The organism is Neobacillus sp. NPDC097160, from assembly GCF_044762155.1.
Lineage (GTDB): Bacteria > Bacillota > Bacilli > Bacillales > Cytobacillaceae > Neobacillus.
The window spans coordinates 109,350-130,028 of the sequence record NZ_JBIWDU010000013.1 but is presented as its reverse complement, the minus strand read 5'-3'; the positions used below and the strand labels follow the sequence as shown (position 1 = coordinate 130,028).

Annotated in this window: 19 protein-coding genes and 1 riboswitch; of the genes, 9 read left to right on the top strand and 10 right to left on the bottom strand. The window is 40.5% G+C overall.

Features of this window, described 5'->3' with window-relative positions; all coding sequences use genetic code 11:
- Positions 1–395 precede the first annotated feature (395 nt).
- Positions 396–1,154 carry a TraR/DksA C4-type zinc finger protein gene (locus tag ACIQXV_RS18865; protein WP_402961013.1) on the top strand — a complete coding sequence of 253 codons (759 nt, stop codon included), beginning with the start codon at positions 396–398 and terminating at the stop codon, positions 1,152–1,154.
- A 56-nt stretch (positions 1,155–1,210) separates the two neighbouring features.
- Here ACIQXV_RS18865 and ACIQXV_RS18860 read toward each other — a convergent pair whose 3' ends face one another.
- The gene (locus ACIQXV_RS18860) at positions 1,211–1,417 is read right to left on the bottom strand and encodes a YozQ family protein (RefSeq protein WP_402961011.1); all 207 of its coding nucleotides are present in this window, start codon (positions 1,415–1,417) and stop codon (positions 1,211–1,213) included.
- A 93-nt stretch (positions 1,418–1,510) separates the two neighbouring features.
- On the opposite strand from ACIQXV_RS18860, the gene ACIQXV_RS18855 reads away from it, so the two are divergent.
- The 6 genes from ACIQXV_RS18855 (at position 1,511) to ACIQXV_RS18830 (ending at position 5,974) form a co-directional block, all read left to right on the top strand.
- Complete coding sequence (locus ACIQXV_RS18855) at positions 1,511–1,648, top strand: hypothetical protein (RefSeq protein ID WP_402961010.1); 138 nt, start codon at positions 1,511–1,513, stop codon at positions 1,646–1,648.
- Positions 1,649–1,762: 114 nt separating this feature from the next.
- The gene (locus ACIQXV_RS18850) at positions 1,763–2,668 is read left to right on the top strand and encodes a cation diffusion facilitator family transporter (protein WP_402961008.1); all 906 of its coding nucleotides are present in this window, start codon (positions 1,763–1,765) and stop codon (positions 2,666–2,668) included.
- A 216-nt stretch (positions 2,669–2,884) separates the two neighbouring features.
- A complete protein-coding gene (locus ACIQXV_RS18845; RefSeq protein ID WP_402961007.1) occupies positions 2,885–3,823 on the top strand; it encodes a magnesium transporter CorA family protein in 939 nt (312 codons plus the stop codon).
- 215 nt (positions 3,824–4,038) lie between these two features.
- Positions 4,039–5,271: a tetratricopeptide repeat protein gene (locus tag ACIQXV_RS18840; protein ID WP_402961005.1), complete on the top strand. Its 1,233-nt coding sequence runs from the start codon at positions 4,039–4,041 to the stop codon at positions 5,269–5,271.
- Positions 5,268–5,414 carry a hypothetical protein gene (locus ACIQXV_RS18835; RefSeq protein ID WP_402961003.1) on the top strand — a complete coding sequence of 49 codons (147 nt, stop codon included), beginning with the start codon at positions 5,268–5,270 and terminating at the stop codon, positions 5,412–5,414. The genes ACIQXV_RS18840 and ACIQXV_RS18835 overlap by 4 nt, the downstream gene beginning before the upstream one ends.
- Positions 5,415–5,578: 164 nt before the next feature.
- The gene (locus tag ACIQXV_RS18830) at positions 5,579–5,974 is read left to right on the top strand and encodes a cytosolic protein (protein WP_402961001.1); all 396 of its coding nucleotides are present in this window, start codon (positions 5,579–5,581) and stop codon (positions 5,972–5,974) included.
- Positions 5,975–6,239: 265 nt separating this feature from the next.
- On the opposite strand, the gene ACIQXV_RS18825 is transcribed toward ACIQXV_RS18830, so the two are convergent.
- The 9 genes from ACIQXV_RS18825 to ACIQXV_RS18785 form a co-directional block, all read right to left on the bottom strand.
- The gene (locus tag ACIQXV_RS18825; RefSeq protein ID WP_402960999.1) at positions 6,240–7,754 is read right to left on the bottom strand and encodes an MDR family MFS transporter; all 1,515 of its coding nucleotides are present in this window, start codon (positions 7,752–7,754) and stop codon (positions 6,240–6,242) included.
- A 173-nt stretch (positions 7,755–7,927) separates the two neighbouring features.
- Entirely contained in the window at positions 7,928–8,491 is a 564-nt protein-coding gene (locus ACIQXV_RS18820; RefSeq protein ID WP_402960997.1) for an NAD(P)/FAD-dependent oxidoreductase, read from the bottom strand.
- Between the two features lie 128 nt (positions 8,492–8,619).
- The gene (locus tag ACIQXV_RS18815; RefSeq protein WP_402960995.1) at positions 8,620–8,829 is read right to left on the bottom strand and encodes a hypothetical protein; all 210 of its coding nucleotides are present in this window, start codon (positions 8,827–8,829) and stop codon (positions 8,620–8,622) included.
- Positions 8,830–8,895: 66 nt separating this feature from the next.
- Positions 8,896–10,110 (bottom strand): MFS transporter, encoded by a 1,215-nt coding sequence (locus ACIQXV_RS18810; RefSeq protein ID WP_402960993.1) that lies wholly within the window; start codon positions 10,108–10,110, stop codon positions 8,896–8,898.
- Positions 10,111–10,124: 14 nt separating this feature from the next.
- Positions 10,125–10,538: a MarR family winged helix-turn-helix transcriptional regulator gene (locus ACIQXV_RS18805; protein ID WP_402960991.1), complete on the bottom strand. Its 414-nt coding sequence runs from the start codon at positions 10,536–10,538 to the stop codon at positions 10,125–10,127.
- Positions 10,539–11,010: 472 nt separating this feature from the next.
- Complete coding sequence (metH, locus tag ACIQXV_RS18800) at positions 11,011–14,460, bottom strand: methionine synthase (RefSeq protein ID WP_402960989.1); 3,450 nt, start codon at positions 14,458–14,460, stop codon at positions 11,011–11,013.
- Positions 14,438–16,300, bottom strand: coding sequence for a bifunctional homocysteine S-methyltransferase/methylenetetrahydrofolate reductase (locus tag ACIQXV_RS18795; protein ID WP_402960987.1), 1,863 nt, complete (start codon positions 16,298–16,300; stop codon positions 14,438–14,440). The genes metH and ACIQXV_RS18795 overlap by 23 nt, the downstream gene beginning before the upstream one ends.
- Positions 16,300–17,490, bottom strand: a complete 1,191-nt coding sequence (gene metC / locus ACIQXV_RS18790; protein ID WP_402960985.1) for a cystathionine beta-lyase — start codon at positions 17,488–17,490, stop codon at positions 16,300–16,302. Before metC ends, ACIQXV_RS18795 begins: the two co-directional genes overlap by 1 nt.
- Positions 17,490–18,602 (bottom strand): methionine biosynthesis PLP-dependent protein, encoded by a 1,113-nt coding sequence (locus ACIQXV_RS18785; protein WP_402960983.1) that lies wholly within the window; start codon positions 18,600–18,602, stop codon positions 17,490–17,492. The genes metC and ACIQXV_RS18785 overlap by 1 nt, the downstream gene beginning before the upstream one ends.
- Before the next feature lie 140 nt (positions 18,603–18,742).
- A riboswitch (SAM riboswitch) is annotated at positions 18,743–18,859 on the bottom strand.
- 323 nt (positions 18,860–19,182) lie between these two features.
- Between ACIQXV_RS18785 and ACIQXV_RS18780 the strand changes: the two genes are divergently transcribed.
- Together ACIQXV_RS18780 and ACIQXV_RS18775 are read left to right on the top strand one after the other, a co-directional pair.
- Complete coding sequence (locus ACIQXV_RS18780; protein WP_402960981.1) at positions 19,183–19,917, top strand: YveK family protein; 735 nt, start codon at positions 19,183–19,185, stop codon at positions 19,915–19,917.
- Entirely contained in the window at positions 19,904–20,563 is a 660-nt protein-coding gene (locus ACIQXV_RS18775) for a CpsD/CapB family tyrosine-protein kinase (protein WP_402960979.1), read from the top strand. The genes ACIQXV_RS18780 and ACIQXV_RS18775 overlap by 14 nt, the downstream gene beginning before the upstream one ends.
- The last annotated feature ends 116 nt before the right edge of the window (positions 20,564–20,679 follow it).

The following is a 20,679-nucleotide window of genomic DNA, read 5'->3' as shown; positions in this document are numbered from 1 at the left end:
TCCCCTGGACCAGCCTTTTAACCACACTAATCGCCTCGTTTCTAATCGTCGTGATTATCCTTAAGATATACGCCTAAGCAATTCTTATACAGGTTCCTTGTGATACATGTGATAGGATTTTGATGGAATTAATTAAATTTTCTCCCCGCATTAACGGGCAGTAAGCCCCCCACTTAAAGACGTTGTTGTTAAAAAGGATAATTGGGTGATCAACTGCCGGTAAAAGCCTGATTGGTTCAACTAACCATCGGTGGGAAAAACATCCACCGATAGAAGTTTCACTTTATTACATAATCAAGCGTGAAACAAATGAAAATATAAGGGTACGATAAAAACAATAAATCAAAATAAATGGTGAGATAGATTACGCTTTTTCCATGAAAGGGGTTTAGCGCATGTTATCGACACAGCAGTTAGCTGAGTTACGGTTGCAATTGTTGCAGGAAAAAGGTGAAGTGGAGGAACGGTTGGAACAAAATGACCATTTTGGATTGGAACGTGGACATGCACATGAATCAATGGGCGAGTTATCGAGCTATGATAACCATCCGGCCGATGAAGCCACCGAATTATATGAACGTGAAAAGGATATTGCCTTAAACGAGCATTATGTAACACAGTTGGGGAATATAAACAGGGCTTTAGAGGCAATGGAAAATGGAACATATGGGAAATGTGATGTGTGCGGAAAAGACATTCCTGTAGAACGGTTACAGGCCCTTCCTAATACCACCTTTTGTATCGAGCACAGCCAGGATCAAATTACCTCTCATAATCGGCCGGTGGAAGAGGGGGTATTGATGCCGCCATTCGGAAAATTTGATATGGACGAAAAGGATGAGAACGTTGGTTTTGATGCCGAAGACTCCTGGCAGACCGTGGCAGCATGGGGAACATCTGATACACCATCAGATTTAGCCTTTCCACAGGATGATTATCAAGATATGTATGTGGAAGCAGATGAAAATATCGGGTATGTTGAGGACTATGAAAATTTTGTCGGTAATGATATGTATGGAAAAGATATCAAGGTATATCCAAATCCACAGCATGAAAAGTATGAGGATGCCCTAGACGAAGAAGGTATTATGACAAGCTTTGGCGATCTGCCGGCCTATGAACACGACCCTTATGTTGATCAGGATGAGAAATGATAGTGGAAAAAAAGAAAACAGCTTTCGGTTGAGAGCTGTTTTCCTAATGAATTATCTCATTCAAAGCCTTTTTGCGGAATCGTAATATCATTTCCATTTACATCATCAATGACGGCACCTATTTCTCCTTCTGCATACGTGTCGCTAACCTGCTCATGTGTAGTTGCAAGTCCTGAGGATAAGGTATCCTTTTCTTGATAATAACTTGGATGATAAAAACTTCCAGCTAATTCTTTCTTGGGATTTGCGCGTTTTTTGTCCATCATGTCATCCTCCTTTTGAATATAAGCATTACAACGGTATTTTTTCTTATTTTCAAATTATTACTCCTATAAAATTTGAAAGGTGAAACATTTATGAAACGAAAAAATGAATTTCCGACACGTGAAGAATTAGATCAGGCATTCCATTATCTACATGACCAAATAAACAGAATTTCTGTTGTGGAAGAAGTAGAAATGAGGAAAAAAGAAAATAGCATGGATGAAGAATGAAGAAGTTTTTTTGTATGTAGTCAACATTGCTTAGACAGCGCAAGACTTTTTCTCTAGACCCATCTAGTTTGTATTTGCTATGATTTCTAGAGGGATTTTTAGGGGTGATTTACGATGGAAATGAGAGAAATGCTGGCTAAAAAGGTGGCCTGGATTAGTGTAATTAGTAACATCATCCTTACATTAGGAAAAATCATCATTGGCTGGTATGGGCGGAGTGATGCAGTCTTCGCGGACGGGATTCATTCTGCTGCCGATGTTTTCGCTTCTGTTATTGTTTTGCTGGTGATAAAAATTGCCAATAAACCGGCTGACAAAGAACATCCATATGGACATGGAAAGGCAGAGGTAATCGTTTCTGAAATTATCGGGATTCTGCTTTTACTTGTTGCCATTTATGTTGCGTACGAAGGGGTCAGTGGTCTCTTTCACAAGGTGGAATCACCCAGTTTCTTAGCGATGTGGGTCGCGCTATTCTCGTTTATTACCAAGATTATTTTATACCGAAGCTCTCTCCGGGTGGCCAAACAAAATCAAAGTAAGGCCATCGAGGCAATAGCTTTTGACCATAAAGCAGACATTGTTGCATCCATTGCCGCAGCAATCGGGGTACTCATTTCAATTATCGGGGACCGGTTTGATATCCAATACTTACTATACGGAGACAAGGCCGCGAGTATTTTTGTCGCCTTTCTTATTTTTAAAATTGCGAAGGAAATGCTGACAGAGGCATTTGATATCTTACTTGAGCGTAATATTAATACAGAGACACTGCAGGAGTACATTGCCATTGTTAACGAGTTTCAAGAAGTAAAGCGGATTGACCGCATTCGGGCAAGAGAGCATGGTCATTATGTATTAGTTGATTTACGTATTTCCATCGATCATTTTAACACAATCAAGCAGGGGCATGATCTGGCGAAAACCATCAAACAAAAACTGATGGATAAAAATGATAATATCCATGAAGTATTAATTCATTTGAATCCCTATTTCCCTGAAGATACAAATAAATTCTAAAAAAACTCCTTTGTACTTTCGGTAAATTGAGGTTATGATAGGGTAGGATAAAAAAAAGCGAAGAGGGAGTTGATATTTTTGAGTTATTCCGTAGACCCGGACCCCAAGAGGCGAAGGGAAGTCAATGTCTTTGAATGGATTGAATTGAATAGCAAGAATATCAACTCTAGAAAAGGTTGTTGGCTTCCTCGAACAAAGTAGTGAGGAGGTATTGCCATGTTAGAAATTTATAAAAGCACCGAGGTAAGGGTGTTAGAAAAAGTTGATGTGATTTCAAAAGGCTGCTGGGTCAACATGTATGCTCCAACGTCAGAAGAAATTAATAAAGTATCCAATGATGCGCAAGTCGATGTTGATATTATAAAAGATGCCCTGGATGATGAAGAACGTCCAAGGATTGAACGGGATGACGGAAGGATCTATATAATTGTCGACTTTCCATATACCGTCCAAGACGAATCAGGACTCACCGTTTATGAGACAATACCAATTGGCATTATTTTGACAGATGAATGTATTATTACTGTTTCATTAAAAGATACACCTATTTTAGAAGAATTCCGAAAAAACCGAGTCAAAGAGTTCTTTACATTTAAAAAGACAAGATTTGCTCTCCAGATTCTGTTTGTCATTTCATCCTTTTACCTACGATATTTAAAGCAAATCAATAAGAAAACGAATGAAATTGAACGTGAAGTTCACCAATCCTTGAAAAATAAAGAACTATATGCGTTTCTTGCGTTAGAGAAAAGTTTAGTTTATTTTACAACCTCTTTACGGTCAAATAAGGTTGTACTCGATAAAATTCTCCGCTTTAACTATTTAAAAATGTATGAGGAAGACAAGGAATTATTAGAGGATGTTATTATTGAAATCACACAGGCAATTGAGATGGCCGAAACCTATCGTTCCATCTTAAGCGGGATGATGAACGCCTTTGCCTCAATCATTTCCAATAACTTGAACATTGTCATGAAGTTTTTAACCTCGATCACGATTATTTTGTCTTTCCCAACGATGGTGGCGAGCTTTTACGGAATGAACGTCGATATTCCCTTCCAGCATGCGACACATTCCTATGCAATACCGCTTGTCATTTCTGCATTTTTAACAAGTTTAACAGCATTCATTTTTTGGAAAAAGAAATATTTCTAGATTACCAGCCTTTTAATGGGGCTGGTTTTTCTTTTTTTAAATAAGTTAATCGTTTTTTTCATAAAAATCAAAAATTTTCCCAACTAGCAAACGGGAATTTTCTCCTGCTTAATTGAGTAGATTGTACTAAGTATATGGAAAAATATTCAGAAAATATTGTAAAAAAAATCTATTGTAGTAAAATGGTAAAAAACGAAAGGCTAGCTGGTGGGATTATGGAATTCGGAGCTTTGATCAAATTCTATCGGACACAAAAAGGCATGACACAGACGGAGCTGGCAAAAGGGATCTGTTCTGTCCCACATTTAAGCAAAATAGAGAACAACTCAAAGGAAGCCAACGAGGAAACGATTTCGTTATTACTAGAACGGTTAAGGATCAGCATAGAAGAGATGGAAGAAAAGGAGGAACAGATCAAAATCCTCTTAAGAGAACTTAACGGTAATATCAATTTTTATCTGAAGGATGAAATAGATGAAACCTATCAGAAATTAAAGAATATTGAACATCTCATCCCCTTCTCAAAACATTTTTATATTTGCGAATTATATAAGTATAGATATCTATTATTCAAGGGTTTATTTGAAGAAGCAGCTGCTCAAAGAGATTTATTATACAAGCAAAAGAAAAATTTTTCCCAACATGAGAACTATTTATTTCGCTACTATAATGCGATATTCTTAATCTTAAAAGGTCAGTATAAAAATGCAGATGACATACTTGATACCTTATATACAGAAAATGATCATGAAACGACAAGTGGGGAATTTCTTTATCATCGAGCACTTGTAAAAAGCTCACTCGAGCAAACAGGTCATGCGATTCATTTTGGGAAAATGGCCCTGCAAATCTTTATGAATCAGCACAACTTCCTGCGAATTCTTCACACACTGATGATGCTAGGGATTAATTATACTCAATCCAATATTTCCGAAGAAGCGGAAGGATGTTTTCAGCATTTAATCCGAAATGCAGAATTATTAAAAGAAGAAAAAATGTTGCCGCAAATTTACCATAACATGGGGTTTTTGCAAAACAAAATGAAGAATGTAAAGGAAGCACTTTATTATTATGAAAAAAGTTTGGCTTTGCAGCCGAACCTTAACCAGCATTATCTTGTAACCTTATACTCGATTGGGGTGATCCATTATTCACTTCAATCATTCGAGAAGGCAAAAGAGTGTCTTCAAGAAGTAAATTCTTTATCAAAAGAGCTGGGAAATAAAGAATATCGACTTTTGGCAGACTTTTATTTACTTCATATGGCAACACCGCAAAAGGCGTTGAAATATTTAGAAACAAAAGTTATTCCTTATTTAGAAGAGACAAATGAAAACTCTGATGAACTTACCCGTTTTTATAAAATGCTTTCAGATTATTACCATGAAAACGGAATGGTGAATGAGGCAATTCAATATTTAAATAAAATAACCGGAGGTCTACTATGAAAAAGTTAGCTATATTATTATTTTCCGTTTCAATGCTAGTTGTTTTTTCCGCAAATGCAGGTGTAAAAAGCCAAAAGGTCTCTAATGATGTAGCCTATTCCGATACGCAAGCTGATCGGCCAATTTACCCACCTGTAGGTTGATAGTAAAAAAATCCCTGATTGTCAGGGGTTTTTTTTATACCCTTGGAATGTAAATTATTTGTTCCTTGATAGTGATTTTTTATTTAAAACGAATGAAACCAACATGATAATGGATATCCTAATGACATGTGTTGTTCATTTCGGAAGAGATTTAAGGAGGAATTATGAAATCATTTGTCGTAGGTTTTCATCAAGAAGATAATGTTGATAGCATGCAAATTCAGAAACTCAACCAGGAGGAGTTTGATAAAGCAACAGAAGGCGGAACGAGACATCTATTTGAGCTCGACACCAATATTGGCTTGTTTGTCTTTTTTGATGCGGAGGATGCTGATGGGGACCTCTCCTACATGGTCTTGCAATATGAAGAGGACAATGAAGAGCCGGTTGCCTGCTACTCTTTCCAGCTGAAGGATTTTTACGAATTCATGGCACTATTCCTAAATGACCTGGAATTCAATGAGGAAACAAACGAAGAGGAAGAAGAATACGGCCCGATTCACCATTTAGCCCACCTCCTGTTCCATATCGTTGAGGAAGGCAAGGATCTTGAGGTATAAAAAGTGGTAATTTAGTAAGTTTTTTGCGAAAAAACTGCTTTTTTCGATCGGAATTTTATTTTAAAGGGAAAGGACACCAGATTATGGCGTCCTTTTTCGGTTTTTTAAGTAATTTTTGTTCTTTTTTTTATACTTTGGATGGAAAGTTTGCAGAATAAATAAATGCACCGGACCACTTATGGACCGGTGCATTCTTGAAGAATTAAGAAGGTATAAATTTCGACTTTGAGAATTGACCAGCTCAAGAAGCCATCCGCATTTCATTTTAGTTTTTAGAAGATTCCTTTTTAGTAACTACAACCCGGGCATTACCCATAAAAAAGATCGTTACCGCAGCAAGTGCTATAGGTATCAAAGCCAGCAGGAAGGCATGGGTAATCGAATCGGACATCGCATGAACAATTTTAGATAAAATAAAATCAGGAATCTTCGCGCGCTCGCTAGCTTGGAAAATTTCGCGCGGATCCCCCATCTTAAAATTACCTCCACCCTGCATGCCTGCGAAAGCGGCCTTCAATTTATCCTGAAATACATTTCCCTGGATCGTCCCGAATATCGTCACCCCAAGCGTCATTCCAAACGAACGCAGGAAAGAGTTGGTAGAGTTAGCTGTGCCTCGATATTGCGGCTCCAAATTATGAATCGATGCAGTAGGTAATAAAGAAAATGAAAAACCTACCCCGAAGCCAACAAGAATCATATATAGCGTCAATAGCCAGCGGGCAGTATCAACTGTCATAGTACCAAGGAAAAACATCCCAACAACGTAGGAAACAATCGAAATCAACATTAGGTTACGGTATGAAGTCTTGGTTAAAAAGATTCCACCAACGGAACTTCCTGCAACAGATCCCAACATCATTGGTGTCAAAATCAACCCTGCATTTTTGGCGGTACCACCGTAAACTCCCTGAACAAAAATGGGAATAAACACGGTAAGGATAATAAAGGTACCACCGTAAAGGAAGGCCAAGATTTGCGAGGTCGCAAACAATCTTTTCTTAAACAGCCAAAGCGGCAAGATCGGTTCGGCTGCCTTTATTTCCGCGATGAAAAAGGCAATAATAAAGACGAAGAAGCTTGCGAATAACGCCAGAATTTGAGCGGAGCCCCAAGCGTATTCTTTTCCACCGAGTTCTAGGGCAAACATTAAACTGACAACAGAAATAATAAGCGTAATAGCACCAACCCAGTCAATCTTTTGCTTAGAATGGCTTAATGATTCATGATAAAAACGAACAATTAATATGAGCGAAATGATTCCAATCGGAACATTTACATAGAAAATCCAATGCCAGCTAATATAGTCTGTTATGTAGGCACCAAGTAACGGTCCTAATACACTGGATGCCCCGAATACAGCACCAAGTAAGCCAGTCATCTTCCCTCGTTTTTCTGGAGGGAAAATATCAAAAACGATGGTAAAGGCAATCGGCATGAGGGCCCCTCCGCCAATCCCCTGAATCGCACGGAAGACACTTAATTGAATAATGGTTTGGGCAATTCCGCAAAGGGCCGAACCAACGAGGAATACGACTAATCCAAAAATAAAAAAACGTTTCCGTCCATACATATCGGAGAGTTTACCAAAAATGGGCATTCCGGCCATAACAGCTACCATATAGGCAGATGTTACCCAAATAAATTTGTCAAAGCCGCCCAGGTCGGAAACGATGGTTCCCATCGCTGTTGCGACTATCGTATTATCCATGGCCGACATTAAAATGGCCAATAGGATACCAGTCACAACAAGCTTAAGATTATTGTCTTGTTTGATCATAAAATTTCTCCTTAGTAGTTCCTGTAATGATAATACCGGTTTACATGATCCTTTCTCTATATTCAAGATAAAGCAATTTTAAAAGGAAGGATAAGACCTTGTCAATTAATAGTTTTTATGTAAAAAAAAGAGACTACAAATGAGTCTCTTTTAGATATTGGTGAAATTCTTCTCTACGATTTCAAAATATCATGATCGACGTAGCGTTCACCGTTCAATTCACTAATCACATTGATGGCCACCTTAGCACCATCTCCTGCGGTAATGATAGTGTGCATGCTCACACCTGCAATAGTTCCGGCTGCCCAAATTCCTTCAATATTTGTTTTTCCGGCAGCATCGACATCAAGGATCGTTTTAATTCTTGGTTCTGTGCCAGGCTTAGTGGTTAGGCCGATTTTTTCAGCTAGATCAGCCATCATGCCTGTTGCCATAATGACATGCTTTGCTTCAATCTCGTTTTGATCGGTTTCAACTTTAAATCCATTGTCTGTTTTGCTAACATTTGTAACAGTCGCTTGAACGATTTCGGCGCCAAATTTACTAGCTTGTTTTTTTCCAGTTTCAATAAGGTCTGGGCCGCTGATTTCTGCTACACCATAATGATTTTCAATCCAAGCCCTTTTTGTAACACTCTTGTCATTATCAATGACCAATGTCTGCTTTCCAGCTTTTGCCGTAAACAAGGCAGCGCTTGCACCAGTAGGTCCAGCACCAATCACTACAACATCAAACATCCCTAAAACCTCCATATTCATTTGTAATTTAACAGTTTCATCGTAACTTAACAAAAGTTGAATGTAAAATGAACTGCTTGTTTTGAGACTTTGGGAATGCGCAACAATTAAGCATTATTTTCAGCTTATTAAAAATGAGCAGCAAAATAAAAAGAACCATCACTTCCGTCCTGGGAATGATGGTTCTTGTGTTTAAACTGAAATAAATGATCCTTTTTCGTCTTGGTCATTCGTGTGCGCATGTCTGTAAAAACAAACTCACTCCGCTTCGCTTCCGGATTGATTTTTCCTTCGCGTGCGAGTTTTTCTCTTAATTTCTTGGCATTGGATTTCGCCATGAAAATCACTCCTCCATTTGGTTTCATTCCATTATATAACATTTGGAGGAGTTTGTTTACTAAATGTTAAATCTCTTGTATTTTGGATTGCTGTTGATTTTTTTCGGTTACTGTAGAATTCCGCTTCTTTGTATGAAGGAAATAATATAGTACCATTCCAATTAAAATATAGAAGGAACAAAAGAAGTATAGCGTACTATAATCCATTTTTACTGCGATAATACCGACAATGAAAGAACCTAGTGCAATACCGGTATCATAGATGGATAAAAAGGTTGCTGTTGCCAGCCCTCTTTTTCTAGGTTCTGCATCTTGAATGGCAATCGTTTGAAAGGTAGGAAAAAGTGTTCCCCAGCCCAAGCCAATCATTCCCGCTGAAAGAAGGAATGTGACTGCCCCGTTGCTCTGACTTAAAACAAACATCCCAATGGCAAAGAGGGCAATGCACGGAAAGCTGATTACATTTGGTCCATATTGATCGAGCCATTTTCCTGTAAATGGTCTTGAAAGTAATAATACAATGGCATAGACCACAAAGAACAGACTAGCAACGTTTGCCAAGTGAATTTCATTTGCATAAATGGAAACAAATGAAAGAAGTGCCGAATAAACAATTGCCATGAAGCTGCCTACAATTGCAATAGGAACGGCAGAAGCTTCGAAAAGATTGCGGAATGAAAAAGAAGAAGAAACCTTAATCTCATTAGGTTGTTCTGTTTTCGTGAGCTTAACACTTAGCCCGGTAATTAAAGATCCAATAGCAACAATGACACTGAGGATAAATAATATTTGGGATCCCCACTGTTGGATGGCCAACAAGCCAACAAATGGTCCTATTACCATTGCCATATTTGTTGACATAACAAAATAGCCCATTCCTTCACCCCTGCGTGATGCTGGAATAATATCAGCTACGATTGTACCCACAGCCGTTGTTGCCACACCAAAGCCAACCCCATGTAATAGACGGACTACAAGATAACCACTAATTGTTTTTGGGAAAAAATAAAAAAGGGAGGCACCTGCAAAAAGAATAAGCGCCGTTAACAATACTTTTTTATGATTTCCACGTTCAAGCCATTGCCCGGCAAGTGGGCGTGAAACGATGGCGGAAAGTAAAAATACTGTTGTCATGAGCCCTGCTAGAGAAGAACTGCTATGTAATTCATCCATTGCGTAGGATGGAAGTGTTACAAGCAGGATATAAAAAGTTAAAAATAGAAAAAAGTTACTTAAGGAAACACTGATAAAATCCTTTGTCCATAGTTTTGGTTTGTTCATACAATGCACCCCTATTATAAAATTTGCTGTAACCAGCTGTTTTGTAGTTTAAGAAGTTCTTTTTGTGACGCCTCTGGAAAATCCTTCAGTAACCCTTGATTCACTTCATTTACTATATTTTCCCACCTTGGGTATTCCCTTAATGCTTCATCCGTTAATTGAACATGTTTTTCCCGTTTGTCTTTACCTGGAACCTGCTTCACATAGCCTTGTTTGACGAGCCGTTGGATAGTTCGGGTCATTGGCGGGGCTTCAACAAATAAATAATCACAAAGTTCTTTTTGGGTAAGCGACCCTCTTTTTTTGAGAACAAAGATGACTGCCCACTGGGCACTGTATAGTCCCAATGGTTTTAAGGCTTCATTTAGCTTGTTGGTTAGTTGACGTGAAAGCTGATGAAGAGTATGAAATAATTCGTGGCGTATCATAGTGCACTCCAATTCCTATAATTAGTTACCTAGGTAACTATAAGGAATATAGTGAAAAATGTCAAGGAATCTTTACAAATAGAGGCGCTTGCGGAATAAATAGAAATGTTCGCGGGAATACCATGATTTTCCGCGGAATAAATGAGAAAGTCCGCGGAATTAATTGAAAATCCCGCGGAATCGGTTAAACATTTGATGGAATTAGATCAGGAAATATAGTATTTGTGCTGAAAAAATGAAGTTTGGCGGAATAAATCTAAAAGTTGGCGGAATTATCATGACTTTCCGCGGAATAAATAGGAAAGTTCGCGGAATAAATCGGAAAACCCGCGGAAAAAACGGAAAAGTCCGCGGAATAATCACCAAAACCCGCGGAAATCCATTTAACTCTAAACTAATTCCCACCAAAACCATACCCAAACAAAAAAAGTCCGCGGAATCTCACAATCCAATTCCGCGGAATAATCAATACTTATCTCAACACATTAAAATACCTAGCTTCCGGATGTGCAAACACAATCGCCGATACGGATGCTTCCGGCTCCATCATACAGCCCTCTGTTAACTGGATCCCAATTTCCTCAGGCCCAATGAGCTTGAACAGCTTTTTCTGATCTTCTAATTCAGGACATGCCGGGTAACCAAATGAAAAGCGTTGTCCTTGATAATGAGCGGCGAAACGATCCTGCATCGAAAAATCAAGCGGATCCGGGAAGCCCCAGCGGTCACGCATTTGCCGGTGAATCAACTCCGCGAAGCCTTCAGCCGTCTCTAATGCCAGAGACTGGAGGGCGTGACATTCGAGAAAGCGACCTTCAGCCTTCAACTGGTCGGCTTTTTCGCGAATGCCTCTTCCAGCGGTTACAGTAAAGAAACCAACATAATCTTTCACACCGCTATCAACCGACTTTAAAAAATCTGCTAAACACAGATGTGGTGCGGATTCCTGCCGTGGAAAATCAAAAGTCTCAATAATGACATCCGGATTTTCCGGGTCATAGATATGAACCTTGTTTCCGTCCGATTGTGCCGGGAAAAACTGATAAGCTGCCGCAGGTGTAATCCAATTATTCGCAGTGGCATCCGCTAACAATTGATCAACAACCTCTTTTATTTTTACCGCCTTTTCGTCCCGTTCAGCGAGTAATTTTGCAATTTTTCCTTTTACGCCAAGATGGTGCCCAAGAAGCATTTGCATATTGATATACGGCTCAATATGTGAAAGGGAATAGGACCTCAAAATATGCCTTTTCGTATCCAATGGTGTAAAGACAGGCACCTCAGTGGAAATGGCAGGCTTCACTTTCACTGCCACTGACCCGCTTGGCCGGATTGGCAATTCCCTTGGGATTTCTAAAGCTGCAAGCCTTTCCTCTCGGTCATCGAGCAGCTTTTGATGTTCCTCAGGTGACTGCAGTTGATTAGCAAGTGATAGTCCTGTCATCGCATCCTTCGCATAAAGGACAAGCCCATCATATTCCCTCGAAATTTTCGTATCAGTAAATTTTCGGGAAAGGGCAGCGCCGCCGACTAAAATTGGCAAGGAGATTCCCGCTTCCTTCATATCCTGTGCGGTTAAAACCATTTGCTGGGCCGATTTCACCAGCAGACCGGAAAGACCGACAAAATCAGGTTTTTCCTCACGAATTGCTTGCACCAGCTCGGTGGGGGTAACCTTAATTCCTAAATCATGTACATCATAGCCATTATTGCTAAGAATGATATCCACTAGGTTTTTTCCGATGTCATGAACGTCGCCCTTTACCGTTGCTAAAATCACTTTTCCCTTTGATGCAGACAAATCGCCTTTTTCCATATGCGGCTCTAAATGAGACACAGCTGCTTTCATTACTTCCGCACTTTGAAGAACTTCTGCGACAATTAATTGATTGTCATTGAATAGACGGCCGACCTCTTTCATACCATCCATAAGCGGTCCGTTAATAATATCTAGCGGGGCAGGGTAGGACGCAAGCGCAAGGTCTAAATCAGGCAGCAAGCCTTCTTTTGTACCCTCCACGACATAGTAGGCAAGCCGTTCTTCTAAGCTCATATTTGGAACGGTTACTTTCGGCTCTTTCTTTTTGCCGCGATAAAATTCAGTAAAGGTCGCGAGCGTTTCATCCGTTGTTTCAAACAACAGGGCTTCCGCTAATTGAACTTCTTCCTTAGAAATTGAGGCAAACCGCTCCAATTTCTCGGTATTGACAATCGCATAATCAAGTCCGGCCTGTGTACAATGATAAAGAAACACGGAATTCAAAATTTCCCGTCCAACTGGCGGCAGTCCGAAAGATACATTACTAATCCCAAGGATCGTTTGTACCCCCGGAAGCTGTTCCTTAATGAGCCTGATTCCTTCGACGGTGGCTTTCGCGGAACCGATATATTGTTCATCACCAGTACCGACTGGAAAAACTAATGGGTCAAAAATCAAATCCTGTGGTTTAAGCTTATATTTATTTACTAACAGGTCACGAGAACGTTTGGCAATCTCCAGTTTTCGCTCGGCGGTAACGCCCATCCCTACTTCATCAATGGTGCCAACGACAACTGCTGCCCCGTAGCGGTGAATTAAAGGTACAACCGCTTCAAACCGTTCCTCGCCATCTTCGAGATTTATTGAATTGATGATTGCTTTTCCTTGAGAATATTTCAGTGCTCTTTCAATGACTTTTTCATCTGTTGAATCAATGACAAGTGGTACCTTAATTTTCTTGACGACTTCTTTAATGAAATTTTCCATATCCACAAGCTCTTCCCGGTCTGGATCTGCTAGGCAAAGATCAATTACATGTGCTCCGCCTTTGACCTGTGCCCGGGCAACCTCTGCTGCCTCTTCAAATTTCCCCTCTGTTATTAACCGTTTGAATTTCCGTGAACCGATCACATTTGTACGTTCTCCAACCATGATTGGTCTTAAAGTTGGATCATCGTAGATGAATGGTTCAATACCGGAAACCATATGAGCAGTGGATTGCCGGACTTCCCTTGGCTGAAAATCTTTCATCGCTTCAGCAATTGCCTTAATATGTTCAGGTGTCGTACCACAGCAGCCGCCGACAATGTTCAGCCAGCCATGTGCGGCAAAGTCAGAAAGCTTTTTCGCAAGCGTTTCCGGTGTTTCGTGATAATGTCCTTCTTCATCAGGCAGCCCCGCATTTGGATAGCAGCTAACCGCAGTGGAGGCGAGGCCCGCGAGCGAACGGACATGATCCTGCATGAACTCCGGACCTGTTGCACAGTTCAAGCCAACTGCCACAGGATTCATATGCTCGATAGAAATATAAAACGATTCGATCGTCTGCCCCGCGAGTGTTGTCCCCATCGGCTCGATTGTTCCCGAAATGAACAGCGGCAGCGTTTTGCCTGTTTTTTCAAAAGCCTTTTGAATCCCAACAAAGCCCGCTTTCACATTTAGCATGTCTTGGCTCGTTTCTAGCAGGAGCAAATCAACACCGCCGTCAATCAAACCAATCGCCTGTTCTTCGTAAGAAGCGGAAAGGGCGTCAAAGGTAGTTCCGCCAGTGACACTTAATGTTTTCGTTGTCGGGCCCATTGATCCTGCGACATAGCGGGGCCAAACATCGTTAGACACCTTCATCGCTTCCCTGACCGCAATCATCGCAGCAATTTTATTAATCTCATAGGCTTTAAATCCTAACTCATATTCATCAAGGACAATGCTTGTTGCCCCAAACGTATTCGTCTCAATAATATCGGCACCGGCTTCTAGGTATTCCCGGTGAATGTTTGCAATTACAGCAGGAGCGGTTAAATTCAGGTTTTCGTTGCATCCATCAAATTGTTCCCCGCCGAAATCTTCAGGCGTAAGCTCTGCCCGCTGCAGCATCGTTCCCATTGCACCGTCCATGACAAGGATGCGTTTTTTCAATTGATCAATAAATGGTGTTTTCGGCATAGCTGTTCCCCCTCAGTTCACTAGCGCGCTTCCTAGCATAAAGTGCCAGTTCAGTTGTTAGCTCATAGCGTAAAAATGGTGTAATTAAATAAATCCCGTTAAATAAATCCAATGCTGCATCAATGAGTGACTTCGTAATTTCAATTCCTTCTCTTGCAGCCTGAAGCGGGTTATCATTCAAACCCGCCATTCGCTCCCGAATCGAATCGGAGATTTTTATACCTGGTACCTCATTATGAAGGAACTCGGCATTTTTACTGCTGATCAGCGGCATTAGGCCGATATAAATCGGTGCATCTAAATGTTTCGTATGTTCATAGACTTCCAGCAATTTTTCCTCTGAAAAAACAGGCTGGGAGATAAAGTAATCGGCACCATAATGGATTTTCTTCTCAAGCCGTTTGACCGCTTTTTCAACCGAGCGGACATTGGGGTTAAAGGCAGCGGCAATGCTAAAGGCTGTTTTTTGCCCCAAATCTTTTCCGGAAAAAGAAAGACCTTCATTTAACTGCCTAATCATTTGAATCAATTCAAATGAGGACACATCGTAAACGGAAGATGCACCAGGAAAATCGCCGACCCTTGCCGGATCACCGGTAATCGCAAGGACATCATTCAAGCCAAGTGTGTGCAATCCCATTAAATGGGACTGTAAGCCGATAATATTACGGTCGCGGCAGGAAATATGAATGAGCGGCCTAACCCCCAATTCCTGTTTCACCAAGTATCCGAGGGATTCATTTGAAATCCGTACGGTCGCAAGCGAATTGTCTGCAAGTGTGATCGAATCAATTCCAGCCTCTTTTAACGCTTTAGCCCCTTCGAAAAACTTCGTTGTATCCAGCTTCCGCGGCGGATCTAATTCTACAATCACAGACGGTCTTTCTTTCACGATATCCTGAAGTGGGGCATAATCCCTTTTAGCAGCAGAAGGTTCAACCACAATCTTCTTTGGTTTCAATTTTACTATTTTTTCAGTAATTGGGACACTATTCTTTAATTCTGATGCAAAGGCGCTAATGTGCGCTGGTGTTGTGCCGCAGCAGCCGCCGAGAAGGCGGACCCCTTCATTTCGAAATGCACGTGCTGACTGGCGAAAATAATCGGCATCGCCCTCATAGTGAAATTTCCCGTCCGTATAGGCAGGAAGACTGGCATTTGGATATGCGGAGAGAAAGGCATGCTTCGGAAGTTCAATCTGTTCAAGTGTGAGCAGCATATGATGCGGCCCGAGCCGGCAATTGAGACCAATGACATCTGCCCCAAGGCCTTCAAGCCTCGTTAATGCCTCGTTAACTGGCATTTGATTTTGCAAAATTCCCGGCTCCTGGAGGGAAACTTGGGCGATAATCGGCAGCTTCGTTTCTTTTCGGGCTATCGTGAGAATGGTTTCAAGCTCTTCAAAGTCGTAAAAGGTTTCCAATAACAAGCCATCGACGCCTTCGAGTAATAAACAATATAATTGTTCGCGGAAGCTGCGCTTTAACTCCTCGATTGAAATGGAGTTAGGTTTAACACCGCGATTGCCGCCCATCGTCCCAAGCACATAGGCATTATTTTGTGCGGCTTGTTTTGCATTCTTTACAGCAGCACTGTTAATTTCCTTCACCGAGTCTTCTAGTCCATACCGCTGCAGCTTTAAATAATTCCCTGCATAGGTATTTGTTTGAATAACGTCGGCACCGGCATCAATATAGGCTTTATGGATGGATTGAATTTGTTCAGCCTGCGACAGATTCAGTTCCTCAAAACAGCAATCCGTTCCGTATGAATAGAGGAGAGTACCTATGGCTCCATCTGCAATTAAGATTTGATTGTTTAATTTTTCTAAAAAGCTCATTATGAATCTCCTTGTTGTAACACCAATTGTTTTTGTTCTACATGGCGGAAGGCCTGTGAAAAATCCTTGATCAAATCATCGGAATTTTCGAGTCCAACAGATAAGCGGACAAGGCTATTGGTAATGCCGCGTTTTTCTCGCTCCGCTTGTGGCATTGCCGCATGCGACATCTTTGCCGGATAAGAAAGAATTGACTCAACCGCGCCAAGGCTGACAGCGAATACAGGGATTTTTACATTCGCAAGAAAGGTTCTTAGTGCATCTTCATTCGCCAATTCGAAGGATAAGACAGCTCCCGGGCCACCAGCTTGGTCTTTCTGGATTTGATATTGCGGATGGCTTTCAAGCCCTGGATAATGAACTTTTTCAACAAGCGGATGAGCATCTAAATATTCCGCTAGTTTCATAGCTGATTTTTGTGATTGTTCCAGACGAACGTGCAGCGTCTTAATGCCTCTTAATACAAGCCATGCATCTTGAACACCTAAGATGGCACCAAACCCATTTTGCAAAAAGCCTAATCTTTTCGCTAAGTCTTCGTCATTGACAACAGCAAGTCCGGCAACGACATCACTGTGACCTGATAAAAATTTTGTCGCACTATGGAGGACAACATCTGCCCCTAATTCCAATGGTTTTTGATAAGAAGGAGTCAGGAACGTGTTATCGACAAAGGTTAATGCGCCCGTTTCCTTTGCAATAAGGCTGATTGCCTTAATGTCGGTTACCTTCATCAATGGATTCGAAGGTGTTTCCACATAAAAGGCTTTTGTATTATGCTGAATCGCTTGTTTCACTTCATCAATATTGGTCATATCGACAAACGTATGGTCAATGCTAAGCCGTGAAAGAACCTCTGTCACCATCCGGAACGTACCGCCGTATACATCCTCGGTAATGACAATATGATCACCGGCAGAAAGGAGGAGAAATGCCGTTGAAATCGCGGCCATACCTGATGAAAAGGCAAATCCTTTTAACCCGCCTTCGAGCTCAGCAATTACGTCTTCAAGTGCTTCCCTTGTCGGATTTAAACTGCGGCCATAATCGTACTTCCCAAATTGATCGAAATCAGACTGGTGGAAGGTGGATGCATGCTGAATCGGCACACTAACCGCTCCAGTTGTTGGATCAACTTTATGCTTATTATGAAGGAGCCTGGTTTCAAAGCTAAATTCTTCATGTGCCATTATGCAATCACTCCTTCATTGAGATGGGTAAAAGCACCCTCAAGGTCAAAAATTATATCCTGTGCATCTTCAATCCCAACGGAAAAACGCAATAAGCGATTGTCCACGCCTGATTGAATCCTGATTTCTTCTGGAATATCGGCATGCGTCTGTGTCGCCGGGTACGTAATAAAGCTTTCCGTTCCACCCAGACTTTCCGCAAACGTAATCAGCTGTAAGCCTTGTAAAAATGGATTAATCCATGATTCTTCTTTTAGCCGGAAAGAAACCATTCCGCCGCGGCCCGGGTAAAGCACATCCGTCACAGCATCATGTCGGGAGAGGTATTCCACGATTTCCTGCGCATTTTTCTCATGTTGTTTCATGCGAAGCGACAAGGTTTTCATGCCGCGCATTAACAGCCAAGAGTCAAAGGCACTTAGGACACCGCCGGCCCCGTTATGATGAAAGGCCACGGCTTCACACAGTTCTTTTCCCTTCGCGACAATCAGCCCAGCTAAAACGTCATTATGACCGCCTAAGTATTTTGTCGCGCTATGGATGACAATGTCGGCACCAAGAGCGATTGGCTGCTGTAATAGTGGAGTATAGAAGGTATTGTCAACAATTAGCAATATGCCGTGTTTCTTGGCAATGGCGGAAATAGCGGCAATATCAGATTCCTGCATAAGGGGATTGGTTGGAGTCTCGAGAAAGATCGCCTTCGTTTGCGGTGTAATCTTGCTTTCCACCTCATCCGGACAACACGTATTAACATATTGACACTTCAAGCCCCATTTTTTATAGCCTTGTTCTAATAAGCGGTAAGTGCCGCCATATAAATCTTCACTTACTAACCATTCATCACCCGACTGGAATAAGGAGAGGATCGTAAAAATGGCCGCCATCCCTGAGCTGCAAGCAAATCCCTGGTCACCGCATTCCAAATCAGCAATGGTTTTTTCAAGGAGCTGGCGCGTTGGATTCCCTGTCCGTGAATAGTCAAACCCAGTTGATTGCCCAATTCCATTGTGCCTGTAAGCCGTTGAAAAATAGACAGGCGGATTCACCGTTCCTGTTGCAGTGTCACTGCGATTTCCAATTTGGGCAAGTTTCGTATCAATTTTGTACATGATGCACTCTCCTTATTAGTAAACTATAAATATTGGTTTTCTGTTTTACTTTAGCGCTACAAGGTGCTAAAGCCTTTAGATAAATAAAAAAAGTCTTCTATAAGAAGAAGACTTTTGTAAGCACGACCAAAGTGTCATTCTTCTTATCTTGCAAATTAGCAGCTAATTTGCAGGACTTAGCACCTTTTCAATGGGTGAAACCATTGATGGTTGCTGAGGCGTCGCAGGGCCATTCCCTCAACCTCTCTTGATAAGAAATTAATATTTAGATTATTTATAAAATTTACTACAGTTTGGCGGAAGTGTCAACTTGTTTTTCTAACTTTCGGATATGTTTAAAATGTGGCGACATCGCAATTGTTAATATTCAGATTATTTTTAGAAAATTTATCTAGTTATATTGACATGTTCTTTATAAAGAACTAATATTATGGATATAAAGCAGTATTTAATAAATAATGGAAAGTTGACCGCTAATTTAAGTAGACCCATAGTCTTTTTAGCATGAAAATGTTCTTTATTTGAAACGTTATTCGTTGTATCAACAGTAGTATTTACTGCATATAATTGGGAGGCTTTTATGAATCGTATCGATGTAATGAACAATTTGCCGAAAAGAAAAGCCAAGGACATAGATTTAAAAGAACTTTTTCTCGTAATAAAAAGAAGACTTTGGTTAATTATTGTCATAACCATAATCACAACAGGATTAGGTACTTATTACAGTCATTCAAATAACACACCAATATACCAATCCTCTTCAAGGATTATTATCGGAGCAAATCCGGAAGATAGAAATACCATGCAGGTAATTATTAAAGATTCAACCATTTTAGATAAAGTAGTCAAGGAACTAGGATTAGCTCAGTCAGCTGAAGGGTTAGCTGGGCAAATTACTGTTTCAAGTGTTGATAATTCACAAGTTGTAAGTATTAGTGTCACGGATACAGATCCGAATAGGGCGGCGGATATTGCTAATAAAACTGCGAGGGTTTTTAAACAGGAAATTAAAACAATTATGAATTTTGATAATGTTCGCATATTATCTGATGCCAAGGTAAATCCATGGCCAATAAATCAAAGTCAAAATAAGTTGATCATAATCGGCTTTATTGCCGGATTAGTCATCGGAATTGGTTTAGTGTTTTTGTTAGATTCCTTGGATGATTCTTTAAGGTCTGAACGTGAAGTGGAAGAAATGCTAGGACTTCCTGTTTTGGGAAGAGTTCCGAAAATGCATAAAAGGAATTTGAAAAAGAAAAACTTTAAGCAGATTGGATTAGAAGGAAGGGGTGAGACGATTGGCTATAAGTAAAGTAAAAGACAGTGCAGTGACAAAAAAAAGGCCATTAGTTGCTTATACCCATCCAGAGTCTATTATTTCTGAACAATACCGCATGATTCAAGCAAATATTAAATTTGCAATGATTGATAAAAGAAGTAGAACCTTCTTAATCACTTCTCCTAGTAAAGGGGAAGGAAAATCAACCACTGCTGCTAATTTAGCTATTTCCATGTCCCAGCAAAAAGAAAAAGTCCTAATAATTGATGCCAATTTACGTAATCCTGAGCTGCACTCTATCTTTAAAATTCAAAACTCAGTTGGTTTAACAGATATTCTTATTGGCAGAACAAGCTTTTATGATGCTATTCATAATACGGAAGTTGGCAGGCTTGACGTCCTAACGAGTGGTCCTATCCCAATGAACCCTGGTGAATTACTATCCTCTCCATTGTTGCATGAGACCTTAGCTGCTTCTTTAAAATCTTATGATTTAGTATTAATTGATTCACACTCCGTCTTGGAGTTAACGGATACAAAGCTTTTAGCAAATCAATGTGACGGGGTAGTGTTAGTTATTCAGAAGGGGAAAACCATGATTGATAAAGCGATTGAAGCGAAAAAGGTATTAGAATTTGCGAAAGCCACACTAATTGGTGTCGTTATTAATGATTGTTAGCAGAAAAAATTTTAATATTATTGTTCTTTATAAAGAATTAATTGTGTTTTAAAAGAATAGGATAGTAATTATTTGGTGATGTCTCCTCTCCTTTATCGATGGAGGCACTCGGTCAT

Coding starts and splice junctions, on each gene's coding strand:
- ACIQXV_RS18865 (WP_402961013.1), top strand. CDS start 396: ATGTTATCGACACAGCAGTTAGCTGAGTTACGGTTGCAATTGTTGCAG.
- ACIQXV_RS18805 (WP_402960991.1), bottom strand. CDS start 10,538: ATGATACGCCACGAATTATTTCATACTCTTCATCAGCTTTCACGTCAA.
- metH (WP_402960989.1), bottom strand. CDS start 14,460: ATGCCGAAAACACCATTTATTGATCAATTGAAAAAACGCATCCTTGTC.
- ACIQXV_RS18820 (WP_402960997.1), bottom strand. CDS start 8,491: ATGTTTGATGTTGTAGTGATTGGTGCTGGACCTACTGGTGCAAGCGCT.
- ACIQXV_RS18850 (WP_402961008.1), top strand. CDS start 1,763: ATGGAAATGAGAGAAATGCTGGCTAAAAAGGTGGCCTGGATTAGTGTA.
- ACIQXV_RS18810 (WP_402960993.1), bottom strand. CDS start 10,110: ATGAACAAACCAAAACTATGGACAAAGGATTTTATCAGTGTTTCCTTA.
- ACIQXV_RS18835 (WP_402961003.1), top strand. CDS start 5,268: ATGAAAAAGTTAGCTATATTATTATTTTCCGTTTCAATGCTAGTTGTT.
- ACIQXV_RS18785 (WP_402960983.1), bottom strand. CDS start 18,602: ATGTACAAAATTGATACGAAACTTGCCCAAATTGGAAATCGCAGTGAC.
- metC (WP_402960985.1), bottom strand. CDS start 17,490: ATGGCACATGAAGAATTTAGCTTTGAAACCAGGCTCCTTCATAATAAG.
- ACIQXV_RS18795 (WP_402960987.1), bottom strand. CDS start 16,300: ATGAGCTTTTTAGAAAAATTAAACAATCAAATCTTAATTGCAGATGGA.
- ACIQXV_RS18780 (WP_402960981.1), top strand. CDS start 19,183: ATGAATCGTATCGATGTAATGAACAATTTGCCGAAAAGAAAAGCCAAG.
- ACIQXV_RS18845 (WP_402961007.1), top strand. CDS start 2,885: ATGTTAGAAATTTATAAAAGCACCGAGGTAAGGGTGTTAGAAAAAGTT.
- ACIQXV_RS18830 (WP_402961001.1), top strand. CDS start 5,579: ATGAAATCATTTGTCGTAGGTTTTCATCAAGAAGATAATGTTGATAGC.
- ACIQXV_RS18860 (WP_402961011.1), bottom strand. CDS start 1,417: ATGGACAAAAAACGCGCAAATCCCAAGAAAGAATTAGCTGGAAGTTTT.
- ACIQXV_RS18855 (WP_402961010.1), top strand. CDS start 1,511: ATGAAACGAAAAAATGAATTTCCGACACGTGAAGAATTAGATCAGGCA.
- ACIQXV_RS18815 (WP_402960995.1), bottom strand. CDS start 8,829: ATGGCGAAATCCAATGCCAAGAAATTAAGAGAAAAACTCGCACGCGAA.
- ACIQXV_RS18840 (WP_402961005.1), top strand. CDS start 4,039: ATGGAATTCGGAGCTTTGATCAAATTCTATCGGACACAAAAAGGCATG.
- ACIQXV_RS18825 (WP_402960999.1), bottom strand. CDS start 7,754: ATGATCAAACAAGACAATAATCTTAAGCTTGTTGTGACTGGTATCCTA.